General features: G+C 71.0%; 20 protein-coding genes. 8 read left to right on the top strand and 12 right to left on the bottom strand.

Translation table 11 applies throughout. The annotated features are described in order from the left end of the window. Positions 1 to 22 precede the first annotated feature (22 nt). The 4 genes from MTO99_RS14965 to MTO99_RS14950 all read right to left on the bottom strand — a co-directional run bounded on the left by MTO99_RS14965 (position 23) and on the right by MTO99_RS14950 (position 4,698). Positions 23 to 733: a DUF624 domain-containing protein gene (locus MTO99_RS14965; RefSeq protein WP_243554453.1), complete on the bottom strand. Its 711-nt coding sequence runs from the start codon at positions 731 to 733 to the stop codon at positions 23 to 25. A gap of 190 nt (positions 734 to 923) precedes the next feature. Beyond that, entirely contained in the window at positions 924 to 2,654 is a 1,731-nt protein-coding gene (locus MTO99_RS14960) for an ABC transporter substrate-binding protein (protein ID WP_243554452.1), read from the bottom strand. An 80-nt stretch (positions 2,655 to 2,734) separates the two neighbouring features. Further along, entirely contained in the window at positions 2,735 to 3,667 is a 933-nt protein-coding gene (locus MTO99_RS14955) for a carbohydrate ABC transporter permease (RefSeq protein ID WP_435520768.1), read from the bottom strand. Beyond that, complete coding sequence (locus MTO99_RS14950) at positions 3,661 to 4,698, bottom strand: ABC transporter permease (protein ID WP_243554450.1); 1,038 nt, start codon at positions 4,696 to 4,698, stop codon at positions 3,661 to 3,663. Before MTO99_RS14950 ends, MTO99_RS14955 begins: the two co-directional genes overlap by 7 nt. 174 nt (positions 4,699 to 4,872) lie before the next feature. Between MTO99_RS14950 and MTO99_RS14945 the strand changes: the two genes are divergently transcribed. Both MTO99_RS14945 and MTO99_RS14940 read left to right on the top strand, forming a co-directional pair. Then, complete coding sequence (locus MTO99_RS14945) at positions 4,873 to 5,853, top strand: acetylxylan esterase (protein ID WP_243554448.1); 981 nt, start codon at positions 4,873 to 4,875, stop codon at positions 5,851 to 5,853. Next, positions 5,850 to 7,196 carry a mannitol dehydrogenase family protein gene (locus MTO99_RS14940; protein WP_243554446.1) on the top strand — a complete coding sequence of 449 codons (1,347 nt, stop codon included), beginning with the start codon at positions 5,850 to 5,852 and terminating at the stop codon, positions 7,194 to 7,196. Before MTO99_RS14945 ends, MTO99_RS14940 begins: the two co-directional genes overlap by 4 nt. 19 nt (positions 7,197 to 7,215) lie before the next feature. Here the strand turns inward: MTO99_RS14940 and paaE are convergent, their stop codons facing one another. The 5 genes from paaE to paaA all read right to left on the bottom strand — a co-directional run bounded on the left by paaE (position 7,216) and on the right by paaA (position 11,156). Then, positions 7,216 to 8,382, bottom strand: coding sequence for a 1,2-phenylacetyl-CoA epoxidase subunit PaaE (gene paaE / locus MTO99_RS14935; protein WP_243554445.1), 1,167 nt, complete (start codon positions 8,380 to 8,382; stop codon positions 7,216 to 7,218). After that, positions 8,382 to 8,843, bottom strand: a complete 462-nt coding sequence (paaD, locus tag MTO99_RS14930) for a 1,2-phenylacetyl-CoA epoxidase subunit PaaD (protein WP_243559136.1) — start codon at positions 8,841 to 8,843, stop codon at positions 8,382 to 8,384. Before paaD ends, paaE begins: the two co-directional genes overlap by 1 nt. Positions 8,844 to 8,959: 116 nt before the next feature. Further along, positions 8,960 to 9,859 (bottom strand): 1,2-phenylacetyl-CoA epoxidase subunit PaaC, encoded by a 900-nt coding sequence (paaC, locus tag MTO99_RS14925; protein WP_435520767.1) that lies wholly within the window; start codon positions 9,857 to 9,859, stop codon positions 8,960 to 8,962. Further along, the gene (gene paaB / locus MTO99_RS14920) at positions 9,856 to 10,173 is read right to left on the bottom strand and encodes a 1,2-phenylacetyl-CoA epoxidase subunit PaaB (RefSeq protein ID WP_243554443.1); all 318 of its coding nucleotides are present in this window, start codon (positions 10,171 to 10,173) and stop codon (positions 9,856 to 9,858) included. Before paaB ends, paaC begins: the two co-directional genes overlap by 4 nt. Next, positions 10,170 to 11,156 (bottom strand): 1,2-phenylacetyl-CoA epoxidase subunit PaaA, encoded by a 987-nt coding sequence (paaA, locus tag MTO99_RS14915; RefSeq protein ID WP_243554441.1) that lies wholly within the window; start codon positions 11,154 to 11,156, stop codon positions 10,170 to 10,172. The genes paaB and paaA overlap by 4 nt, the downstream gene beginning before the upstream one ends. A 131-nt stretch (positions 11,157 to 11,287) precedes the next feature. On the opposite strand from paaA, the gene paaI reads away from it, so the two are divergent. Further along, entirely contained in the window at positions 11,288 to 11,722 is a 435-nt protein-coding gene (gene paaI / locus MTO99_RS14910; RefSeq protein ID WP_243554439.1) for a hydroxyphenylacetyl-CoA thioesterase PaaI, read from the top strand. A 131-nt stretch (positions 11,723 to 11,853) separates the two neighbouring features. Then, positions 11,854 to 13,188 (top strand): phenylacetate--CoA ligase PaaK, encoded by a 1,335-nt coding sequence (gene paaK, locus MTO99_RS14905; protein WP_243559132.1) that lies wholly within the window; start codon positions 11,854 to 11,856, stop codon positions 13,186 to 13,188. An 81-nt stretch (positions 13,189 to 13,269) separates the two neighbouring features. Here the strand turns inward: paaK and MTO99_RS14900 are convergent, their stop codons facing one another. Next, complete coding sequence (locus MTO99_RS14900) at positions 13,270 to 13,968, bottom strand: YdeI/OmpD-associated family protein (protein ID WP_243554437.1); 699 nt, start codon at positions 13,966 to 13,968, stop codon at positions 13,270 to 13,272. Positions 13,969 to 14,017: 49 nt separating this feature from the next. Then, entirely contained in the window at positions 14,018 to 15,811 is a 1,794-nt protein-coding gene (locus MTO99_RS14895; protein ID WP_243554435.1) for an RCC1 domain-containing protein, read from the bottom strand. A 285-nt stretch (positions 15,812 to 16,096) separates the two neighbouring features. Here MTO99_RS14895 and MTO99_RS14890 point away from each other — a divergent pair, with 285 nt between their 5' ends. The 4 genes from MTO99_RS14890 to MTO99_RS14875 all read left to right on the top strand — a co-directional run bounded on the left by MTO99_RS14890 (position 16,097) and on the right by MTO99_RS14875 (position 19,616). Beyond that, entirely contained in the window at positions 16,097 to 16,726 is a 630-nt protein-coding gene (locus MTO99_RS14890; RefSeq protein ID WP_243554433.1) for a TetR/AcrR family transcriptional regulator, read from the top strand. A 73-nt stretch (positions 16,727 to 16,799) separates the two neighbouring features. Then, a complete protein-coding gene (locus MTO99_RS14885; RefSeq protein WP_243554431.1) occupies positions 16,800 to 18,920 on the top strand; it encodes a RecQ family ATP-dependent DNA helicase in 2,121 nt (706 codons plus the stop codon). A gap of 26 nt (positions 18,921 to 18,946) precedes the next feature. Next, positions 18,947 to 19,204: a ribbon-helix-helix domain-containing protein gene (locus MTO99_RS14880; protein ID WP_243554430.1), complete on the top strand. Its 258-nt coding sequence runs from the start codon at positions 18,947 to 18,949 to the stop codon at positions 19,202 to 19,204. Between the two features lies 1 nt (position 19,205). Then, complete coding sequence (locus tag MTO99_RS14875) at positions 19,206 to 19,616, top strand: type II toxin-antitoxin system VapC family toxin (RefSeq protein ID WP_243554428.1); 411 nt, start codon at positions 19,206 to 19,208, stop codon at positions 19,614 to 19,616. Positions 19,617 to 19,659: 43 nt separating this feature from the next. Here the strand turns inward: MTO99_RS14875 and paaZ are convergent, their stop codons facing one another. Further along, positions 19,660 to 21,744: a phenylacetic acid degradation bifunctional protein PaaZ gene (gene paaZ, locus MTO99_RS14870; protein WP_243554426.1), complete on the bottom strand. Its 2,085-nt coding sequence runs from the start codon at positions 21,742 to 21,744 to the stop codon at positions 19,660 to 19,662. Between the last annotated feature and the right edge of the window lie 34 nt (positions 21,745 to 21,778).

The following is a 21,778-nucleotide window of genomic DNA, read 5'->3' as shown; positions in this document are numbered from 1 at the left end:
GAACCCCGCCCTACGCGGCGCCCTACGCGGCCGGGTCCGCGGTGAACCGCTCGGTGACGTCCTGGATCATCGTCTTCGCGTTCGCCAGCGCGAGCGCGGCGAGCATCGACGCGATGAGCGCGAGCACCCACGGGTTCGTGAACCAGGCGAGCGCCGACGCGAGGACGAGCCCCGACACCACGCCGAGGCTCACCAGCGGCTTCGCGGCCAGGTAGTAGATCGACAGCCGCGCAACGTCGCGCGTGCGGAAGCCGAAGAGCGCGACGATGACCAGCGCGTGCGTCGCGGCGACCGCGACGAGCAGGGCGAGCACGATCGAGATCACCGAGAACACGCCGCCCGCGCCGACCGCGCCGCCGAAGGCGATGTTCATGCCCAGCACCGTCAGCACCGCGACCACGGGCACCCACACGAACAACGCGTCGCGCAGGTCGCGCCACCACGCCCGCCAGAACCGCGGCCAGACGACGAGATCGTCGTCGCGCTGCCGCGCACGGAACGTCGCGATCGCGGCGGTGAAGGCGGGGCCGACGGGCACCAGCACGAGCGCGTACAGCGGGATGTTGCTGGGGTCGGGGGCGAGCAGCACGAGCCCGACGATCGTCGGCGACGCCGCGAGCAGGAAGGCGATCTCGGTGACGATCACCCAGTACACGGCGCCGGTGATGCGCCCGAACGCGCCGCCCCACGGCGTGCGGCGTCCGCTCGTGGTCTGGTCGCCGCGTTCACTCATGCCGGTCACCGTACCCGGCCCGTCTGGGAGCGCCGAAGACGCCCGCGTCAGTGGCCCGCCGGTCGGTGGCGAGGTCGGTGGCATGCATGCGGTCCTCCAGGAGCGGACGGCCGGCAACACCCGGCGCGGCCCGGCAATGGGTCGGACCCCGCCCCGGGGAGAGGGGCGGGGTCCGACCGGTGTCAGTGCGTCAGTCCTTCTTCGAACCGGCGTCGGCGAGCGCCTCGGCCTGTCGCTGCTGCGCACCGTTGATGGTGTCGATGTAGTCGGTCATGCCCGCTGCCTCGAGCTCGGCGACGTAGTCGTCCCACTCGTCCAGCGAACGGTCGCCCGTGATGAACGCGGCAGTCGCGGCGCGCACGACATCGAGCAGGGCGGTCTTCTGCAGGCCCGCCTGCTCGTTCTCGAGCTCGGTGAGCGGTGCAGCCGGCGCGGTGGCGAACTGCTCCTTGGTGAGCATCGACGAGACGAAGTCCTTCGTCTCGGGGAGCATCATCGACGTGCGCAGCTCTTCGGTTCCGCCCTCGGCCGACATGAAGGCGCCGTTGGCGAAGCCGCCGTCGACGTTCAGGATCTTCGTGGCGCCCGGGTTGAGCAGGTCCTTCGCGCGGTCCCAGTCGGCGGTGAAGACGCGGGTGTCGCCGTCGCGCTCGAAGGTCAGGCCTTCGACGCCCCACTTGGCGAACTCGAGGCCGCTGTCGGAGTAGTACAGCCAGTCGATGAACTGCAGCAGCGCCTTGAAGTGCTCCTGCTCCGCGGCCTTGGCCGAGATCATCAGGCCGGGCAGACCGTCGAGGCGCCCGCCCGAGGCGAGCTTGTCGCCCGCCGGTCCGGCGGGCACGCGGATGAGTGCGGCCTCGGCCTCGGTGTTGCCGACCTCCTTGAACGAGGTGACCGAGGATGCCACGAACTGGTCGTTGCCCGTGATCACGAACGAGTCGCCGTTGTAGAAGCGAGCCTTCGCCTCGTCGTCAGTCTGGGTGACGCTCGCGGGGTCGAGCACGCCGTCCTCCACCAGGCCGTGGTAGTACTCGAGCAGCTCGCGGTACTCGTCGGTGGCACCGGCGTACACGAACTCGTCACCGGTCCACCACGCGCCGGTTCCGGCCGAGAGGCCCCAGCCGGCCTGCGTGCCGAAGTTCGGTGCGGCGAAGTTCAGCGCGCCGCCCATGGGGTCGGGGTCGCTGGCCTGGTCGGAGATGACGAACTTGTCGGGGTACGCCTTCTTGACCTTCTGCAGGTCCTCGGCGAACTCGTCGAAGGTCTCGGGCTCGAGGCTGAGGCCCAGCTCCTCCCAGATGTCCTTGCGCACGACGTAGCTGTACTGCGGCACGACGATCTCGGAGACGCCGGGGAGCAGGTAGTACTTGCCGTCGTCCTTGCGCAGGACGGCGTCGATGTCGGCCTCCAGGCCCCACTTCTCGATCTTGTCCTGGTAGTTCGGCATGTACTGCACGAAGTCGCTGACCGGCAGCAGCGCGCCGCCCGCCACGAACGGGGTCTCCTGGCCGGGGTAGGCGATGGTGATGATCTCGGGGGCGTCGCCGCTCGCGATCGCCGCCGAGCGGGCGTCCTCGTAGCCGACGCGGGGGGATGCCTCGACGTCGAAGGTGACGTTCTGGTTCTCCTCGAGCGCGGTGAGGAACGGCCAGTCCTCCTGCATCGGGTACGCCTCGTGGTCGCGGTAGAACATCGAGAACTCGACCGGCTCGGTGGCCTTGAAGGTGTCACCGACACCCCACTCCTCCATCGCACCGACGTCCTTGCCGGTGAAGTCGAAGTCCGCGGCCGTGTCGCCGTCCTCGGGAGCGCTGCACCCGGTGAGGATGAGACCCGTTGCGGCGATGCCCGCGACGATCGCGGTGGTGACGCCGCGACGGCCGAGCCGCCGACGCGTCGTCGCGCCTGACTGCTGTGTCATATGGGGGGTTCCCTTTCTTGTTTTCGTGGATCTCTGGGTGGGGCGGAGGGGACGGATCAAGCGGTGGGATGCGGGCCGGCTCAGGCCTTGACCGAGCCGAGCATGACGCCCGAGACGAAGTACTTCTGCAGGAACGGGTAGAGGCAGACGATCGGCAGCACGGTGAGCAGCATCGTGACGGCCTTGACGTTCGCCGCGATCTGCAGGCCCTCGTCGGACCCGTCGGGTGCGGACGCGGACATGAGCAGGTTGCGCAGGTAGAGCGTGACGGGCCACAGGTCGGGTTTGCTCAGGTAGAGCAGTGCCGAGAACCAGGAGTTCCAGAAGCTCACCGCGTAGAACAGCACCATCGTCGCGAGCACTGCCTTGCTGAGCGGCAGCACGATGCGCAGCAGGATGCCGTATGTCGTGAGGCCGTCGATCGACGCGGCTTCCTCGAGCTCTTCGGGGAAGTTCTCGAAGAAGGACTTCATGACGAGCAGATTGAAGATGCTGATCGCGTTCGGGATGACGAGCGCCCAGATCGTGTTGCGCCAGCCGAGCGAGTTGATGAGCACGTAGTTCGGGATGATGCCGCCGGCGAAGAACATCGTGAACACCGCGACGCCGACGAAGAACGCCCGGCCCTTCAGCCGCTTCTTCGACAGCGCGTAGGCGAACATCGTGGTGAGCACCATGGACACGGCGGTCGCGACGACCGTGTAGATCACGGTGTTGCCGTAGTTGCGCCAGAACTGCGGGTCGCTCATGACCAGCTGGAAGGTCGTGACGTTGAAACCGCGCGGCACGATGTTGACCTGGCCGGCGTTGATGAATCCCTGCGAGCTGAATGCCACGGCGAGGACGTTGAGGAACGGGTACAGCGTCGCGAAGCAGATCGCGATGATCGCGGCCGCGTTGAGCACCCGGAACACGGTGTACCCGCGCGAGTCCTTGATGCCCGCGACCTTCCGCGGGCGGAAGAGCCGCTCGACGGCCCGGTCGGTGTGCGTCTTGATGGTCGTGGTCACCACAGGCTGGCTCCGGTCACTCGGCGCGAGATGGCATTGGCGGTCATGACGAGCACGAGTCCGATGACGGCCTCGAACAGGCCGATCGCGGTCGCGTAGGAGAAGCTCCCCGAGCCGATGCCGACGCGGTAGAGGTAGGTGGCGATCACGTCGCCGGTCGAGTAGACGAGCGGGTTCTGCAGGAGCAGCACCTTCTCGAAGCTCACCGAGAGGAACGATCCGATGTTCAGGATGAGCAGCACCACGATCGTCGGGGCGATGCCGGGAAGGGTGACGTGCCAGGTCTGCTTCCAGCGGTTGGCGCCGTCGATTCGAGCTGCTTCGTAGAGTTGCGGATCGATCGTGGTGAGCGCCGCGAGGTAGAGGATCGTGCCCCAGCCGACGGTCTGCCAGATCTCGGAGCCCACGAAGATCGGCCGGAACCACTCGGGCTTCTGGATGAAGTCGACCGGGGTGCCGCCGAAGGTCTCGACGATCTGGTTGATCGTCCCCCTCGTCGAGACGAGCTGCAGCACGAGGCCCGCGACGATCACGATCGACATGAAGTGCGGCAGGTAGCTGATCGACTGCGCGATGCGCTTGAACCTCGCCGACCGGAGCTCGTTCAGCATGAGGGCGAGCACGATCGGCAGCGGGAAGATGATCACCAGGCACAGAGCGCCGAGGACGATCGTGTTCGTGAACACCCGCCAGAACGTCGGATCGTTGATGAACATCTCGAAGTAGTGGAAGCCCACCCACTCGTCGCCGAAGATGTTGCCGCCCGGCCGGAATCGGCGGAACGCGATGATGTTCCCGGCCATCGGCAGGTAGCGGAAGACGAGCAGGAACACGAGCGGAAGCACCAGCAGCGAGTAGAGGCGCCAGTCGCGCTTCAGGGCGGTCCGCCAGGTGAGCTTCGCCCCGCGCGACGGGCGCGCGGGCTTCGAGGGGCCGGATGTCGCGGAGCCCGTCGCGGCGTTCGCGACCTCGTCCGTCGGCGCGGCGGAGGAGGTCGCCGCGTCGACGATCGCGACGTTGGTGGTGGTCGACATGCGCTCCCTTGCGGCTGTCAGCGTGACTCGTCCGGGGGATGGATGAGCACGAAACTTTCGGTGTTTCAAGCGATAACGGGTACGAACGTAACTCGCCTCCCGAAGAATGTCAACGTTTTCACGCTAGGGTGTGCACACCGTGACCCAGCCGTGACCGACCGACCGAGGAGCCCGATGGCCCGTTTCGACCTGCCGCCCGAGGCGCTGCGCGCATACCGCCCGGAGCTCGCCGAACCCGCCGACTTCGACGCCTTCTGGGCCGACACGCTGCGCTCGTCGCGGGCCGCGGCGCCCGCCGAGCAGAGCGTGGTGCGCCGCCCCGCCGCAACCCCGATGACGTCCTTCGACGTCGCCGATGTGACGTTCCCCGGCTTCGCCGGCGACCCGGTTCGCGCGTGGCTGGTCACGCCGCGCGGCACCGAGGACCCGCTGCCCGCCGTGGTGGAGTTCGTCGGCTACGGCCGTGGCCGCGGGCTCGCCCACGAGCGCCTGTACTGGCCGGCCGCGGGCTACGCGCAGCTCATCGTCGACACCCGCGGTCAGGGCAGCGTGTGGGGCACCGGCGGCGAGACCCCCGACCCGCACGGCTCGGGCCCGGCCGCACCGGGCTTCCTGACCCGCGGCATCGACGCGCCCTCGACGTACTACTACCGGCGCGTGTTCACCGACGCCGTGCGCGCCGTCGATGCCGTGCGCACGTTCCGCGAGGTCGACCCGGCTCGCGTCGCCGTCACCGGCAACAGCCAGGGCGGTCTCATCGCGATCGCCGCGGCCGCGCTCGGCGACGGACTCGTCGCCGCACTGCCGACCGCGCCGATCCTGTGCGACGTGCCCCGCGTGCTCGGCCTGACCGACACCGATCCGCACGTCGAGATCGCCCGCTACCTCGCGGTGCATCGCGGCGCGGAGGAGCGCGTGTTCGCCACGCTCTCGTACTTCGACGGCGCGATCCTCGCGACCCGGGCGACCGCCCCCGCGCTGTTCGGCGTCGGCCACCTCGACACCGTCGCGCCGCCGTCGGGCGTGTACGCCGCGGCGAACCGCTGGGGCGGCCCGGCCGAGACGGTCGACTACCCGTGGAACGGGCACGAGGGCGGCGAGGGCGCCCACTGGGTGCGGCAGGCCGAGTGGCTCGCCGGCGAGGCATCCGCATGACCCTCGACCCCCTCAAGCTCCCCACCCCCGCCAAGCTCCCTGAGCCCGTCGAAGGGAGCACCCCCAACCCCCCCAAGCTCCCTGAGCCCGTCGAAGGGAGCACCCCCACCCCCACCCCCGCCCCCCGCCTGACTCGCGCCCGCCTCGCGGACGCGGGGCGCGCCCTGCCCGCCCCGCCCGTGCGCATCGTGCACGTCGGCGCCGGAGCGTTTCACCGCACGCACCAGGCCTGGTTCACCGCGCGAGCGAGCGACGCCGCCGACTGGGGCATCGCCGCGTTCACGGGCCGCTCCCCCGACGTCGCGGACCGGCTCGCCCCGCAGGGCGGGGTGTTCACGCTCGTCGAACGGGGGCCCGAGGGCGACCGGTTCGAGCAGGTCGGCAGCATCGTCGAAGCGCACCCGGCCGCCCGGATCGACCGGTTCGTCGAACTCCTCGCCGACCCCGCCGTGGCGGTGGTGACGCTCACGATCACCGAGGCGGGCTATCGCCTCGGGCTCGACGGCACGATCGACCTGACCGACTCGTCCGTCGCGCACGATCTCGCCGCGCTGCGAGCGGGCGCCGTGGCATCCGCTCGGCTGCGCACCCCGCTCGCGCGCATCGTGCTCGGCCTCGCCGCACGACGCCGCGCGCAGGCCGGGCCGATCGCGATCGTCTCGTGCGACAACCTGCCCGACAACGCACGGATCACCCGCGACGCGCTCCGCAGCCTCGCCGACATGGCGGGCCTGGGCTACGCGCTCGACACGGCGTCGTTCGTCGCGACGAGCGTCGACCGCATCACGCCGCACACCACGGCCGCCGACCTCGACGAGGTCGAGGCGAGGACCGGATGGCGCGACGAAGCCGCGGTCGTCGCCGAGCCCTTCGCCGACTGGACGCTCTCGGGCGAGTTCCCCGCCGGCCGGCCCGCCTGGGACACCGCCGGCGCCCGCTTCGTCGACCGGATCGAGCCGTTCGAGCAGCGCAAACTGCTCGTGCTGAACGGCGGGCACCTCGTGCTGGCGTTCGAGGGCCTGCTGCGCGGGCACACGACGGTGGCGGACGCGGTCGCCGACCCCGCCTGCCGGTCGGCGCTGGACGCGTTCTGGACCGAGGCGGCGCGCGCCGTCGCCCGCGACGTCGACACCGTCGACTACCGCCGCGCCCTGATCGAGCGGTTCGAGAACCGCCGCATCGAGCACCGGCTCGCCCAGATCGCCGTCGACACCGCCACGAAACTGCGGCTGCGGGTGCAGCCCGTGATCGAGGCGGAGCGCGCCGCGGGTCGCGACGCCGCCGCGTCGACCGCCGTGGTCGACGCGTGGCACCGCTGCCGTCGGGCCGGGCTGATCGAGTAGCGCGACGTGCGGAAGCCGCTCACCCGTCGTAGTCGAGCAGCACGTTCTCGCTCGTCGCGTGCGACTGGCAGGTGAGCACGTACCCGCGCTCGAGCTCGTCGGGCTCGAGCGCGTAGTTCTCGCGCATGTTCACCGACCCCTCGACGAGCTTCGCGCGGCACGTGCCGCACACGCCGCCCGCGCACGCGAACGGCACATCCGGTCGCACCCGCAGTGCCGCGTTCAGCAGCGACTCGTTCGCGCTCACCGGCGAGTCGACCGACGACGACTGCCCGTCGAGGGTGAAGTCGATGTGCACGACCGGTTCGCCGGTCTGCACCACGACGGGGCGGCCGGCGTCGGGTCGCACCTCGCCGGGCTCGCCTGTCGTGAACAGCTCGAACCGAACGTGCGCCGGGTCCACGCCGCGCGCTTCCAGCGTGTCGCGGCACAGCTGCACGAGCTCGAACGGCCCGCACAGGAACCACTCGTCGACCGTCGCCGGCGGGATGAGCGCGTCGAGCATGATGTCGAGCTTCGCCTGGTCGATGCGGCCCGACAGCAGCGGCGCCGTACGCTGCTCGCGACTCAGCACGTGGTGCAGCGCGAGGCGTGACGGGTAGCGGTCCTTCAGGTCGGCGAGCTCGTCGAGGAACATCACGTCGAGGGTCGACCGATTCGTGTACACGAGCGTGAAGCGCGCACTATCGGATGCCTCGAGCACCGTGTGCGCCAACGCCATCATCGGCGTGATGCCGCTGCCGGCCGCGATGGCGACGACGTGCCGCCCGTCGAGCTCGGCGAGGTTCGAGGTGAACGTGCCCTGCGGGCTCATCACGTCGATGCGGTGCCCGGCCCGCAGCTCGCGGTTCGCCCACGTCGAGAACCGCCCGCCCAGGTCGCGCTTGATCGCGACGCTGATCGTCCCCGTCGAAGGGCCCCCTGAGCCCGTCGAAGGGCCGGTCGCGGGCCGCACCGGCGGCCGGCAGATCGAGTAGCTGCGCCGCACCTCGTGTCCGTCGATCTCGGCGCGCAGCGCCACATGCTGCCCGGCGACGTAGTCGTACTCGTCGATCAGCTCCGCGGGCACGGTGAATGTGACCTCGACGCTGTCGGACGTGAGGGGTCGCACCTCGGCGACCTCGAGCTCGTGGAACCGCCCTCGGCGCTTGCGCACACCCGTCGACCCCAGATTGACCGCCGCCATCACAGCACCTTGAACGAGTCGAAGGGCTCGAGGCAGTCGAGGCACTCGTACAGCGCCTTGCAGGACGTCGACCCGAACCGCGAGACCTCGCGCGTGTGCAGCGAGTCGCAGCGCGGGCACTTCACGGCGAGCGCGACGCGCAGCGGGCCGGCGTGCCGCGCCGGCGCGCGCCCGCTCGGCGCCGCGATGCCGTACGCCTCGAGCTTGGCCTTGCCGGCGTCGGTCATCCAGTCCGTGGTCCACGCGGGCGTGAGGACGAGTTCGACCGAGACATCCGCGTAGCCCGCCCCGCGCAGCACGGTCAGCAGGTCCTCGCGGATCGCGTCCATCGCGGGGCATCCGCTGTAGGTGGGCGTGATGCGCACGCGCACGCCCGTGGCATCCGTCTCGACCGAGCGCAGGATGCCCAGGTCTTCGATCGTGAGCACCGGGATCTCGGGGTCGCACACGGTCGCCGCGATGTCCCACGCGCCCCCGCTCGCTGAGCCCGTCGAAGCGCCCCCGCCCGCTGAGCCCCCGCCCGCTGAGCCCGTCGAAGCGCGCGCCGCTTCGACCAGCTCAGGGAGCCCCGTCGCGGTCACCACGATGCCCCCGGGTGCTTCCGGGCGAGCACCTGCAGCTCGGCGAGCAGGTAGCCGAGGGTCGGGAAGTGCCGCCCCTCGCGCCCGCCGCCGGCGGCGATGAACGCCGACTTCGGCGCGAGGTCGGCCTCGGCGAACACGTCGGCGAGCACCGCGTCGAACGGCTCGCGCAGGGTCGACGGGCGCACCGCGACGCCGTCGAGCCGGTCGATGAGCGGCTCGTCGCGGAACAGTTCGTCGACGTACGGCCAGACGTCGTCGAGCGCACGGATCATGCGCGCCCGCGACTCGTCGGTGCCGCCGGCCAGGCGCAGGGTCCACTGCACGGCGTGGTCGCGGTGGTAGTCGACCTCCTTCACCGCCTTCTCGGCGATGGCGGCGAGGGTCTCGTCGGTCGAGGCGCGCAGGCGCTCGTACAGTTCGAAGAGGTAGACGGATGCCACGAGCTGCCGTGCGATCGTCTTCGCGAAGTCGCCGTTCTCCTGCTCGAAGAGCCAGGCGCTGCGGAACTCGGGCTCGTCGCGCCAGTACGCCAGGTCGTCTTCGCTGCGGCCGTCGGCGGTACCGGCGTAGTGCAGCAGCGAGCGGGCGTGGCCGAGCAGGTCGAGCGCGATGTTGCCGAGCGCCATGTCCTCCTCGAGCTCGGGCGCGCGGCTGATCCACCAGCCGAGCTGCTGCGAGAGCACGAGGGCGTCGTCGCCGAGCCACAGCGCGTACTCCGCGACATCCGGGCCGGCGACCCGACCGGAGTCGCCCGCGAGCTCGTCGGCGAGCGCGAGCTCGTCGACGTGCACTTCGCCGTGCAGGCTCGCCGAGCCCGCCGAACCACCGCTCGCCGAGCCTGTCGAAGCGACGGCCCCTTCGACCAGCTCAGGGAGCCCTCCGTGTTCGCTCACAGGTGCTTCACCCCCTCGGAGGCCGTGTAGTACACGGCGTGCCGGTAGTTCTTGCCGGCGGGGCTCTCGAAGAACGCGCCCTTCGCATCGGGGTCGCTCGTGGTCACCGCGTCGGCGGGCACGACCCAGATCGACTGGCCCTCGTTGCGGCGCGTGTAGAGGTCGCGCGCGTTGCGCAGCGCCATCTCGGCGTCGGGCGCGTGCAGCGATCCGACGTGCACGTGCGAGAGTCCGCGGTTGGCGCGCACGAAGACCTCCCAGAGGGGCCAGACCTCGGGGGTCGCTGCGTTCGTCGATGCGCCCGGCGTGCTCATGCTGCTCCCTTCGACAGGCTCAGGGAGCTCGACAGGCTCAGGGAGCTCGACAGGCTCAGGGAGCCCCGCTTGCGCGCGTATTCGGCGGCGGCCTCGCGCACCCAGGCGCCGTCCTCGTGCGCCTCGCGGCGGCGGCGCAGCCGCTCGGCGTTCATCGGGCCGCGGCCGGCGAGCACCTCGAAGAACTCGGTCCAGTCGATCTCGCTCATGTCGTACTGCTGCGTCTCGTCGTTCCAGCGCAGCTTCGGGTCGGGCAGGGTGACCCCGAGCACTTCGGCCTGCGGCACGAGCATGCCGACGAACCGCTGTCGCAGTTCGTCGTTCGTGAACCGCTTGATGTTCCACGCCATCGACTGCGCGGAGTTCGGCGATTGGTCGTCGGGCGGGCCGAACATCTGCAGTGCCGGCCAGTACCAGCGGTCGACGGCGTCCTGCGCCATCCGCCGCTGTTCGTCGGTGCCCTGCATGAGCGTGAGCAGGATCTCGAAGCCCTGCCGCTGGTGGAACGACTCCTCCTTGCAGATGCGCACCATCGCCCGGCCGTACGGCCCGTACGACGCGCGGCACAGCGGCACCTGGTTGCAGATCGCGGCGCCGTCGACGAGCCAGCCGATCGCGCCCATGTCCGCCCAGGTCGGCGTCGGGTAGTTGAAGATCGACGAGTACTTGGCCTTGCCGGCGATGAGTGCCTCGGTCATCTCGTCGCGCGGGGTGCCGAGGGTCTGGGCGGCCGAGTAGAGGTAGAGCCCGTGGCCGGCCTCGTCCTGCACCTTGGCCATCAGGATGGCCTTGCGCTTCAGGCTCGGGGCGCGGGTGATCCAGTTGGCCTCGGGCTGCATGCCGATGATCTCGGAGTGCGCGTGCTGGCTGATCTGGCGTACGAGGGTCTTGCGGTAGGCCTCGGGCATCCAGTCGCGCGGCTCGATGCGGCCGTCGGCGGCGATCAGGGCGTCGAACTGCGCCTGCTCGGGTGTGGTGGTCATCGTCGACTCCAGGGTCTGCATCGATCCGGTCTGCGGCGAACGGATTACTAACCGATCGTTCAGTTAGTATATGCTCGTCATGCGAGGGTCGGCAACACGGCCCGGTCAGCCCACTCGAAGGAGAGTGAACGATGACGGATGCCACGGCCGCCGCCGCCCTGCGCCCGATGATGCGGCGCGATCGCGCCTCGGCCCTGCTCGGGCTGCGCGTCGAACGCGACGAACCCGGCCTCGCGGTCGTGTCGATGGCCGTCACCGCCGACCACACCAACGGATTCGAGATCACGCACGGCGGGTTCGTGTTCGCCCTGGCCGACACGGCGTTCGCGATCGCCTGCAACGAAGACGAACGGGTCACCGTCGCCGCCGGCGCCGACATCGCGTTCCTGAAGGCGACGCACGCCGGCCAGACCCTGACCGCCACTGCGCGCCGGCGCATCGTGAGCGGCCGCAACGGCCTCTACGACGTCACCGTGACCGACGAGACCGGCGACGTCGTCGCCGAGTTCCGCGGCCGCTCCCTCACCACCAACCGTTCGCTCTCCGAACCCGCACCAGCTCCCTGAGCCAAAAGCTCCCTGAGCCCGTCAAGCTCCCTGAGCCCGTCAAGCTCCCTGAGCCCGTCGAAGGGAGCACCCACACTATCCATCCGCTTCGACAGGCTCAGCGAGCCGAAACCCCCGGAGTCCCCATGTCGATGACGACCACGGCCACCACTCCCACCACGACCGCGCGCCTGGGCGCCGCCGCCGACCCTGCCACCCTCGACCCCGAAGAGCGCATGACCCGCGCCGAACTCGAGGCGCTGCAGCTCGAACGCCTCCAGCAGACCGTGCGGCACGCGTACGAGCACGTCCCCCTCTATACGAAGAAGTTCGACGATGCGGGCGTGCACCCTCGTGACATCCGGTCGCTCGACGACGTGCGGAAGCTCCCGTTCACCACCAAGGACGACCTGCGCGCCACCTACCCCTTCGGCATGTTCGCGGTGCCGATGAGCGACGTGCGACGCATCCACGCGTCATCCGGCACCACCGGCCGCCCGACCGTGGTCGGCTACACCGAGGGCGACCTCGACCGCTGGGCCTCCCTCGTGGCGCGGTCGCTGCGCGCGAGCGGCATCCGCCCGGGCATGAAGGTGCACAACGCCTACGGGTACGGCCTGTTCACCGGCGGCCTCGGTGCGCACGCCGGTATCGAGAAACTCGGGGCCACCGTCATCCCGATGTCGGGCGGGCAGACCGCTCGGCAGGTGCAGCTCATCCACGACTTCGAGCCCGACGCCATCCTGTGCACGCCGAGCTACCTGCTCACGATCGCCGACGCGATGGAGGAGGCCGGCTACGACCCGCGCGCCTCGTCGCTCAAGGTCGCCGTGCTCGGCGCCGAGCCGTGGACGAACGAGATGCGCGCCGAACTCGAACGCCGCCTCGACCTGCACGCGGTCGACATCTACGGCCTCAGCGAGGTCATGGGCCCGGGCGTCGGCAACGAGTGCGTCGAGACGAAGGACGGCCCGCACCTGTGGGAAGACCACTTCCTGCCCGAGATCATCGGCGACGACCTCGCTCCGCTGCCCGACGGCGAACTCGGCGAGCTGGTCTTCACGTCGCTCACCAAAGAGGCGTTCCCGGTCATCCGCTACCGCACGCGCGACCTCACCCGGCTGCTTCCCGGCACCGCGCGCCCCGGCATGCGCCGCATGCAGAAGATCACCGGCCGCAACGACGACATGATCATCCTGCGCGGGGTGAACCTCTTCCCGACCCAGATCGAGGAGATCGTGCTCGGCATCGAGACGCTCACCCCGCACTTCATCCTCGAACTCACCAAGTCGGGCCGCATGGACGCACTGACCGTGCGCATCGAACGCCACCCCGAGCTGTCGGTCGAGGTCTGCCAGGCGGCGACCGTCGTGCTGCAGCAGCGCATCAAGGTGCTGATCGGCACCACGGTCGGCGTGCAGCTCGAAGAGCCCGGCACGCTGCCGCGCAGCGAGGGCAAGTACAAGCGGGTCTACGACCTGCGCTGAGACCCCCAGAGGGGGCTGGAGGCCGGGTCGCGTGGGGGCGCGACCCGGCCGGACCGGCCTCGATCCAACGTCACCGCCGACTCAATCGGATGCGCCGGGCTGCTGCGCGGCGCGCGCCGCCTCGGCGGCACGCTCGACCCACTTCGGCACCTCGCCGTAGCGCTGGAACGGCACGAGCCGCCCCGCCGCACTGTCGTCGATGAGCTGCTGCAGTCGCTTCTCGCGGGTGGCCTGCTGCTTCGCCGAGTTCACCCAGTGCGTGACCGTGCGCCGGTAGCTCGGGGTCGCCGCGTCGAAGAACGCGGATGCCCCGGGGTCGGCCGCGAGCCGCGCCGCGAACTCGGCCGGCAGCTCCTGGTCGGGGTTCTCGTGCGAGTAGACGCCGGTGCGGTCGGCCCGCCGCCGCTCGAATGCGGCGATGCCGGCCGGGCGCATGCGACCCTCGGCCGTGAGCTGTTCGACGAGCGCGACGTTCACCGCCGACCAGGTGCTCGTGGGCTTGCGCGGGGTCCAGCGCTGGCGCACCGCGTCGTCGTCGATGCGCTGCGCGACCGAGTCGATCCACCCGAAGCAGAGCGCCTCAGGCACCGCCTGCTCCCACGTGAGCGGCCGGTCGGGCATGTGCCGCTTGTAGAGACCCATCCACAACTCGGTCGCGGTCGCATGGTTCGCCTCGAGCCAGGCACGGAACTCCTCGGGCCCGTCGAAGAAGATCGCGGGGCGCTCGGGCGTGCCGCCCGGGGTGCCGATCGGTTCACCGCCTGCGCGCTCATCGCCCATGCCCCGAGTCTGGCATCGGCCGCCGACACCGGGCTCGAGACATCCGATCTCAGAGCGCGCGCGACCTCCGCCGCCCGACCATCACCAGCAGCCCTCCGCCCAGCGCCATGACGAGCATCGCGGGCACCGAGGCATCCGCTGCGAAGCCCGTCGCCGGCAGCGTGGGCAGGCCGATGCTCGCGGGGTCGGTGCTCGCCGAGCCGAGCGGGTTCGTGAAGACCGCACGGAACTGCGCACCACCGAGCGCCGCGGTGACGGTGACGGTGAGGGTGCTGTCGGCTGTGTTCCCGTCGACCGTGGTCACCGCGTCACCGGGCGCGGGCGCCCACTGCGTCGCCCCCTTCGGCAGGTACTCCCACGTGACGGTCGGCGGCGTGTCGGCCGAGCCGCTCGCGCGGAAGACGATCCGCTCGCCGACGGCGGCGGTCCCCGATGCCGGCCCGGCGAGCACCACGGGGGCGGAGCCGAAGGTGAACGACGCGGGATGCGTCGTGGACGGCGCACTGGTGCCTTCGAAGTCCGCGACCGTCACGACGACATCGACGACGGCCGCCGCATGCGGCGGGGTCGTCGCCTCGACCTGGGTCGGCGAGATGCGCTGCACGTCGGTCGCGGCGACACCGCCGAACGTGACGCCGGTGACGACCGGCGCGACGAGGACGGTAGGCGTCGGCACAGTCCCGTCGAACGTGCCGATGCCGAGCTGGCCGTCGAAGTTCCGGCCCCACCCGTAGGCGGACCCATCGCCCGTCGTCGCGAGCACGTGCATGTACCCGGCCCGGATGGTCTCGATCGGCGCGCCCGACGGGTCGGCGAGCAGGAAGGGCGTGCGCACCTGCGGGGTGCTCCCCTGCGCGGTACTGCACGTTCCGGCTTCGCCGTTGCCGATCTGACCGCAGCTGTTCCAGCCCCAGATGTACGTGTCGCCGCTCTCGGTGCGCACGATCGAGTTCCCGAAGCCGGCGCTGAGTTCGGCCGCCGGGGTGACGCCGCTCAACCCGTCGATGAGGCCGGGGCTCAGGTCGGCGCCGGACGCCGGGCGTGCGAGCTGGCCCTCGGCGTTCCTGCCCCAGGCGTACAGGTCGGTGCCGGCCAACGCCAGGACGTGGCCGTCGCCGACCGCGATCGTGTCGACGGTGACGCCGGGAGCGAAGGCGACGGCCTGCGGCACCGGATGCGGCGTGTTCGCCTGGGCGGAGCCGTTGCCGAGCTGTCCCCAGTTGTTGCGACCCCAGACCCACACCCGCCCGTCGTCGGTGCGCGCGGCCGTGAAGTACGTGCCGGCGAAGATCTGACTGACCGACACGGTCTCGGGGAAGACGACCTCGACGGGCTCGGGGCTCGAGGCCGTCGTCCCGTCGCCGAGTTGTCCGTAGGTGTTGAGCCCCCACGCCCACGCGGTGCCGGCGCCGTCGAGGGCGACCGCGCTCTTCCAGCTGCCGGCGTCGATCGAGGAGATCGGAGGGGTTCCGGCGGGGAACGCGACGAGTGCAGGCGTGCGCTCGTCGCCGGTGCGACCGAGCTGTCCGGCATCGTTCAGCCCCCACGAATACACGGTGCCGTCGGCGGCGAGCGCGAGCGAGAATTCGGTGCCGGCCGAGACGGCGATGATCGGAACGCCGACGAGCGCCGAAACGACGACCGGGCCCTCGATCACGGTGCCGACCGTGTCGGGGGCGGTGCCGAGCTGCCCGGCGGAGTTCGAGCCCCACGCGTAGACGACGCCGTCGGCGGTGAGCCCGAGCGAGTGGTTGTCTCCGGCCGAGACCTCGATGAACCCGGCGCCCGGGGCATCGACGGTGACGACGGTTCCGCCCGCGGTCGGCCCTTGCGGTGGCTCCACCCCTGCTGCCGACGCGGCGAGTGCGGGCGTGCCCAGGCACACTGCGGCGACCGCGACGGCGCCGAGCGCCAGCCTTCCGCGACGAGCCCAAGAGCGTCCGAACTGTGTCTCGCGCTTTCGAGTTCCCCGCAGCATGCTGTCACCCTATGGTGCGTCGGCAGACAGTGGAAGGGTTCGGCTCCGGCCGCGGCGCGTTGCGCGTCATCCCGCCGCCGGTCGCCTCACGTCCTCGCGACCCCTGGCGCACTGCTGACCGAACGGTCGGTCGCATGGAAGACTGATCCCATGTCCTCGCCCGCCGAACCCCGCCGCGGCCGCCCCGGGTACGATCAGGCCGGCGTGCTCGCGGTCGCCGTCGCCGCGTTCAACGAACACGGCTACGACGCGACCTCGATCAGCGTCTTGGCCGACCGGCTCGGCATCTCGAAGTCGGCGATCTACCACCACTTCGCCTCGAAGGAGCAGATGCTCGATCGCGCGCTCGGCGAAGCGCTCGACGCGCTCGAGGGCGTCATCGATGAAGCGGATGCCTCGGGCGGCCGCGCGATCGACCGGCTCGAGCGGGTGCTGCGCGGGGCGACCCGGGTGCTCGTCGACAAGCTGCCCTACGTGACGCTGCTGCTGCGGGTGCGCGGCAACACCGACGTCGAGCGGCGTGCCCTCGGGCGCCGCCGCGCGTTCGACCGGCGGGTGACCGAGCTCGTGCACGAGGCGCAGGGCGAGCGGGCGCTGCGCACCGACATCGACGCGAGCGTCGTGTCGCGGCTCGCGTTCGGCATGATCAACTCGATCGTGGAGTGGTACCGCCCGGGCGGGCGCGAAGACGCCGACCGGCTCGCCGACGACGTCATCGCGATCGCGCTCGACGGCCTGCGCATGCCGACGTCGAACCGGGTCGAGCACCTGCTCGGCTGACCTGTCCTCGCACCCTCTCCTTCCCCACCGGCCGAACACCGACGATGTCGCACGCACGTGCGAGGGTGGAGCGATGACCGACGCCACGACCGACACCCGCTCGGCCGCCCTCGCCGCGCTCCGCGCGCTCGTCGGTCGCGACGACGCCGAGTTCCACGACGGGCAGTTCGAGGCGATCTCGGCGCTGGTCGACGAGCACCGCCGGGCCCTCGTCGTGCAGCGCACCGGCTGGGGCAAGTCGGCGGTGTACTTCGTCGCCACCCTGCTGCTGCGCCAGGCGGGCGCCGGGCCGACGGTGCTCGTGTCACCCCTGCTCGCGCTCATGCGCGACCAGGTCGCCGCCGCCGAGCGCGCCGGGGTCCGAGCCGTCTCGATCAACTCCACCAACCCGCACGAGTGGGCCGACGTGCTCGCCCGGCTCGACGCCGACGAGGTCGATGTACTGCTCGTCTCGCCCGAGCGGCTCAACAATCCGTCGTTCCGCGAGCAGCAGCTTCCGGCGCTGGTGCGCCGCATCGGCCTGCTCGTGGTCGACGAGGCGCACTGCATCAGCGACTGGGGGCACGACTTCCGACCCGACTACCGGCGGCTGCGCGACCTCATCGCGGAGTTGCCTGCCGGCGTCCCGGTGCTCGCGACGACCGCGACCGCGAACAGCCGGGTCGTCGCCGATGTCGAAGAGCAGCTCGGCGTCGCCGCGGGGGGCGGAGCATCCGAGGGTTCCGGGGTCCTCACCATCCGCGGCCCGCTCGCCCGCGCCTCCCTGCGACTGGGGGTGCTGCGGCTGCCGAACTCGCCGAGCCGGCTCGCATGGCTGATCAGCCACCTCGACGACCTGCCCGGCTCGGGCATCATCTACACGCTCACCGTCGCGGCGGCGATCGACACCGCGCGGGTGCTGCGCGAGCGGGGTCACGACGTGCGCGCCTACACCGGGCAGACCGACTCCGACGAGCGTGCCGAGTCCGAGGGCATGCTGAAGCGCAACGAGGTCAAGGCGCTCGTGGCCACGAGCGCGCTCGGCATGGGGTTCGACAAACCCGATCTCGGGTTCGTGCTGCACCTGGGCGCGCCGTCGTCGCCGGTCGCGTACTACCAGCAGGTGGGTCGCGCCGGCCGGGCGACCGACAGCGCCGACGTGCTGCTGCTGCCGGGCGTCGAAGACCGCGACATCTGGCACTACTTCGCCACGGCGTCGATGCCCGACGAAGACCGCGCCGGCCGCGTGCTCGCCGCACTCACCGATCAGCCCACCTCGACGGCCGCCCTCGAGGCCATGGTCGACCTGCGCCGCACGCCGCTCGAACTGCTGCTGAAGGTGCTCGACGTCGACGGCGCCGTGCGCCGGGTGCAGGGCGGCTGGGTCGCCACCGGCGAGCCGTGGGTCTACGACGCCGAGCGCTACCGGCGCATCGCCGCCGAACGCCTCGCCGAGCAGCAGCACATGCTCGACTACGAGACCGCCGAGATGTGCCGCATGGAGTTCCTGCAGCGCTCCCTCGACGACGAGACCGCGGCGCCGTGCGGGCGCTGCGACATCTGCGCCGGCACGTGGTTTCCGACGGCCATCGCGGGCGACGCCGAACAGGCCGCCGCGTCGGCCCTCGACCGGGTCGGCGTGCCGATCGAACCGCGCAAGATGTGGCCGACGGGCGCCGACCGCCTCGGCGTGCCGGTGAAGGGCCGCATCGCTCCGGGCGAGCAGGCCGCCGAGGGCCGGGCGCTCGCCCGGCTCACCGACCTCGGCTGGGGCGGCGCGCTGCGCGAGGTGTTCGCCGCCGGCACGCCCGACGCCCCGGTACCGCCCCGGCTGCTCGACGCGTGCGTGCGCGTGCTCGCCGACCGGGGGTGGGCCGAACGACCCGTCGCGGTCGTCGCGATGCCGTCGAGGTCGCACCCGCAGCTCGTCGACACCCTCGCCCGCGGGCTCGCCGAGATCGGCCGGCTCCCGTACCTCGGCGCGCTCGCCCTGCGCGACGGCGGCCCGACCGGCCAACCCGGCGGCAACAGCGCCTACCGGCTCGCCGGCGTCTGGAACCGGTTCGACGCCACCGCGCTCGACGTGCCATCCGGCCCTGTCCTGCTCGTCGACGACCTGGCCGACAGCCGCTGGACGCTCACCGTCGCCGCCCGCGAACTCCGCGCCGCCGGTGCGACCGACGTGCTGCCGTTCGCGCTGGCGCTGCGCGGGTGAGTGGTACCACCTGATACCATGCCGCCATGGCCGTCAATCTTCGACTCGAGCCCGAGCTCGCGCGCGCGTTGCGTGACAAGTCGACCGAGAGCGGTGTCAGCCAGCAAGAGATCCTCCGACGCGCACTGATCCGCTATCTCGAGGTGGGCGGAGCGTCTCCCGTCGCCACCTACCGTGCGGCCATCAGACCTGCCAGGCAGCCCTTCACGACGACCGACCATCCGCTGGTCCTCCCGCCGAGTTTGACGAGCCTCGACCTCCTCGACCGCGAAGACCGTTTCTGACGTGCTCGTCTACCTCGACAGCAGCGCGCTGATCAAGCGAGCGATCCGAGAACCCGGGTCCGAAGCGTTCGTCCTCGCGCTGGGCGCCGAGCAGGCACGAGGGTCGCAACTCGTTTCCGCGAGTCTCGCCTGGGTCGAGGTGTCCCGCGCACTCCGCAGCCGTCTCGACGACGCCGACCCGGTCGTGATCGCTCGGCTGACCGAAGTCGCGCTGAGCGGCATCGATGAGGCCCCCCAGGCCTCCGAAGTGGTGTCCGTCGCACGCCGCATCGGCCCACCGGCGCTGCGCTCGCTCGACTCCATTCACCTTGCGACCGCGACGCTACTCGACGCCGACGAGATCTGGAGCTACGACCTGAGGCTCGTCCAGGTCGCCGATGAGCTCGGCTTCACCACCCGCGCGCCGGCGTGAGACGTTCCTGCGAGCGACCGAACCGAGCTGACCGGCCGGCGCGTCACACCGCCGCCGGCACCCGCTCCTTCGCCACGAGCGTCAGCACGTCGTACTGCGCCACGACTTCGTCGCGCTGGTTGCGCAGCACCGCGTCCCACCGCACCTCGCCGTACTCGTCGGTCTCGCGCGGGGTGATCTGCTTCGCGGTGAGTTCGACGCGGATCTCGTCGCCGGGCGACACCGGGGTCATGAACCGCAGGTTCTCGAGCCCCGAGTTCGCGAGCACCGGCCCGGGCGCCGGGTCGACGAACAGGCCCGCCGCCCACGACACGAGCAGGTATCCGTGCGCGACCCGACCGGGGAAGAACGGGTTCGCCGCTGCGGCCTCCTCGTCCATGTGGGCGTAGAACGTGTCGCCGGTGAACGCGGCGAACGTCTCGATGTCCTCGAGCGTCACGGTGCGCGAACCCGACACGACCTGGTCGCCGATCGCGAGCTCGGCGAGGCTCTTCCGGAACGGGTGCGCGTCGCCGGTCGTCGCATAGGGCCGAGCGGATGCCCCGGGGTGCCAGATCCCCGTCAACGCCGTGAGCATCTCGGGCGAGCCCTGCACCGCCGTACGCTGCATGTGGTGCAGCACGGCGCGGATGCCGCCGAGCTCCTCGCCCCCGCCGGCTCGACCCGGGCCGCCGTGCACGAGCTGCGGCAGCGGCGACCCGTGCCCGGTCGACGACCGCGCGTCGTCGCGGTCGAGCAGCAGCACCCGGCCGTTGTACGCGGCGATGCGGGTCGTGAGCTCGGCGGCGACCGCCGGGTCATGGGTCGCGATGCTGGTGACGAGCGACCCGCCGCCGCGGGCGACGATGGCTGCGGCATCCGCGAGCGACTCGTACCCGATCACGCTCGAGACCGGGCCGAACGCCTCGACCTCGTTCACCGCCTCGGTCGATGCGTCGTCGAACCGCAGCAGCACCGGCGCCACGAACGCGCCGTCGGGGTTCATGCCGCCTGGGGCATCCGTCGAGCCGATCACAACGCGGCCGCCGGCGTCGACGAGCCGGCCGACCTGGCGCAGTACTTCGTCGCGCTGCTCGACGCTCGCGAGCGGACCCATCGTGGTCGCCTCGTCTCGCGGGTCGCCCACGACCGTGCGGGATGCGATGCGCTCGCGCACCGCTTCGACCACGTCGTCGATCGAGCCCGAGGGCACGACCGCGCGGCGGATCGCGGTGCACTTCTGCCCGGCCTTCGTCGTCATCTCGACGACGAGCTGGCGCACGTAGGCGTCGAACTCGGGCGTGCCCGCGACCGCGTCGGGGCCGAGCACCGAGGCGTTGATCGAGTCGGTCTCGCTCGTGAACCGCACCCCGCCGGTCTGCACCGACTCGTGCGAGCGCAGACGTTCGGCGGTCGACGCGCTGCCGGTGAACGCGACCAGGTCGCCGAGGCGCAGGTGGTCGAACAGGTCGGGCACGCTGCCCGACACGAGCTGCAGCGATCCATCGGGCAGGAGGCCCGACTCCACGAGGATCCGCACGAACGCTTCGGCGAGGTACCCGGTCGGTGTCGCGGGCTTCACCACCGACGGCACGCCCGCGATGAACGCCGGCGCGAACTTCTCGAGCGACCCCCACACGGGGAAGTTGAACGCGTTGATCTGCACCGCCACACCCGGAAGGCTGGTATAGATATGCCGCCCGAGGAATGAGCCGTCCTTCGAGAGCTGCTCGATCGGCCCGTCGACGTAGACCTTCGTGTTGGGCAGTTCGCGCCGGCCCTTCGACGAGTACGAGAAGAACACCCCGATGCCGCCGTCGATGTCGACCCACGAGTCCTGCTTCGTCGCGCCGGTACGCGCCGACAGTTCGTAGAGCTCGGCCTTGCGCTCGGTCAGCGCGAGAGCGAACTGCTTGAGCAGCACGGCCCGCTGGTGGAACGTCAGCTCGCGGAGCGAGGCCTGCCCGACCGTGCGGGCGTACTCCAGCGCGCCGGCCAGGTCGAGGCCGGCGGTCGACACGTGGGTCACGATCTCCCCGGTCGACGCGTCTCGCACCGCGGTCGGCGGCTGCTGCGTGGCATCCGTCGACGCGTCGGCGCCGGGCGTCCACCACTCGCCCTGAACGTAGCTGGGCAGCATCTCGGTCATCTCAGTCCTCGCAGTTCTTCTTCTCGTGCGCCCG

Source organism: Agromyces larvae, from assembly GCF_022811705.1.
Classification (GTDB): domain Bacteria; phylum Actinomycetota; class Actinomycetes; order Actinomycetales; family Microbacteriaceae; genus Agromyces; species Agromyces larvae.
Note: the sequence above shows the minus strand (reverse complement) of the source record. Positions and strands in the feature narration are given on the sequence as shown.

Excerpts from the sequence above, each read along its gene's own strand:
- MTO99_RS14965 (WP_243554453.1), bottom strand. The coding sequence starts at position 733 with ATGAGTGAACGCGGCGACCAGACCACGAGCGGACGCCGCACGCCGTGG.
- MTO99_RS14960 (WP_243554452.1), bottom strand. The coding sequence starts at position 2,654 with ATGACACAGCAGTCAGGCGCGACGACGCGTCGGCGGCTCGGCCGTCGC.
- MTO99_RS14950 (WP_243554450.1), bottom strand. The coding sequence starts at position 4,698 with ATGTCGACCACCACCAACGTCGCGATCGTCGACGCGGCGACCTCCTCC.
- MTO99_RS14945 (WP_243554448.1), top strand. The coding sequence starts at position 4,873 with ATGGCCCGTTTCGACCTGCCGCCCGAGGCGCTGCGCGCATACCGCCCG.
- MTO99_RS14940 (WP_243554446.1), top strand. The coding sequence starts at position 5,850 with ATGACCCTCGACCCCCTCAAGCTCCCCACCCCCGCCAAGCTCCCTGAG.
- paaE (WP_243554445.1), bottom strand. The coding sequence starts at position 8,382 with ATGGCGGCGGTCAATCTGGGGTCGACGGGTGTGCGCAAGCGCCGAGGG.
- paaB (WP_243554443.1), bottom strand. The coding sequence starts at position 10,173 with ATGAGCACGCCGGGCGCATCGACGAACGCAGCGACCCCCGAGGTCTGG.
- paaA (WP_243554441.1), bottom strand. The coding sequence starts at position 11,156 with ATGACCACCACACCCGAGCAGGCGCAGTTCGACGCCCTGATCGCCGCC.
- paaI (WP_243554439.1), top strand. The coding sequence starts at position 11,288 with ATGACGGATGCCACGGCCGCCGCCGCCCTGCGCCCGATGATGCGGCGC.
- paaK (WP_243559132.1), top strand. The coding sequence starts at position 11,854 with ATGACGACCACGGCCACCACTCCCACCACGACCGCGCGCCTGGGCGCC.
- MTO99_RS14900 (WP_243554437.1), bottom strand. The coding sequence starts at position 13,968 with ATGGGCGATGAGCGCGCAGGCGGTGAACCGATCGGCACCCCGGGCGGC.
- MTO99_RS14890 (WP_243554433.1), top strand. The coding sequence starts at position 16,097 with ATGTCCTCGCCCGCCGAACCCCGCCGCGGCCGCCCCGGGTACGATCAG.
- MTO99_RS14885 (WP_243554431.1), top strand. The coding sequence starts at position 16,800 with ATGACCGACGCCACGACCGACACCCGCTCGGCCGCCCTCGCCGCGCTC.
- MTO99_RS14880 (WP_243554430.1), top strand. The coding sequence starts at position 18,947 with ATGGCCGTCAATCTTCGACTCGAGCCCGAGCTCGCGCGCGCGTTGCGT.
- paaZ (WP_243554426.1), bottom strand. The coding sequence starts at position 21,744 with ATGACCGAGATGCTGCCCAGCTACGTTCAGGGCGAGTGGTGGACGCCC.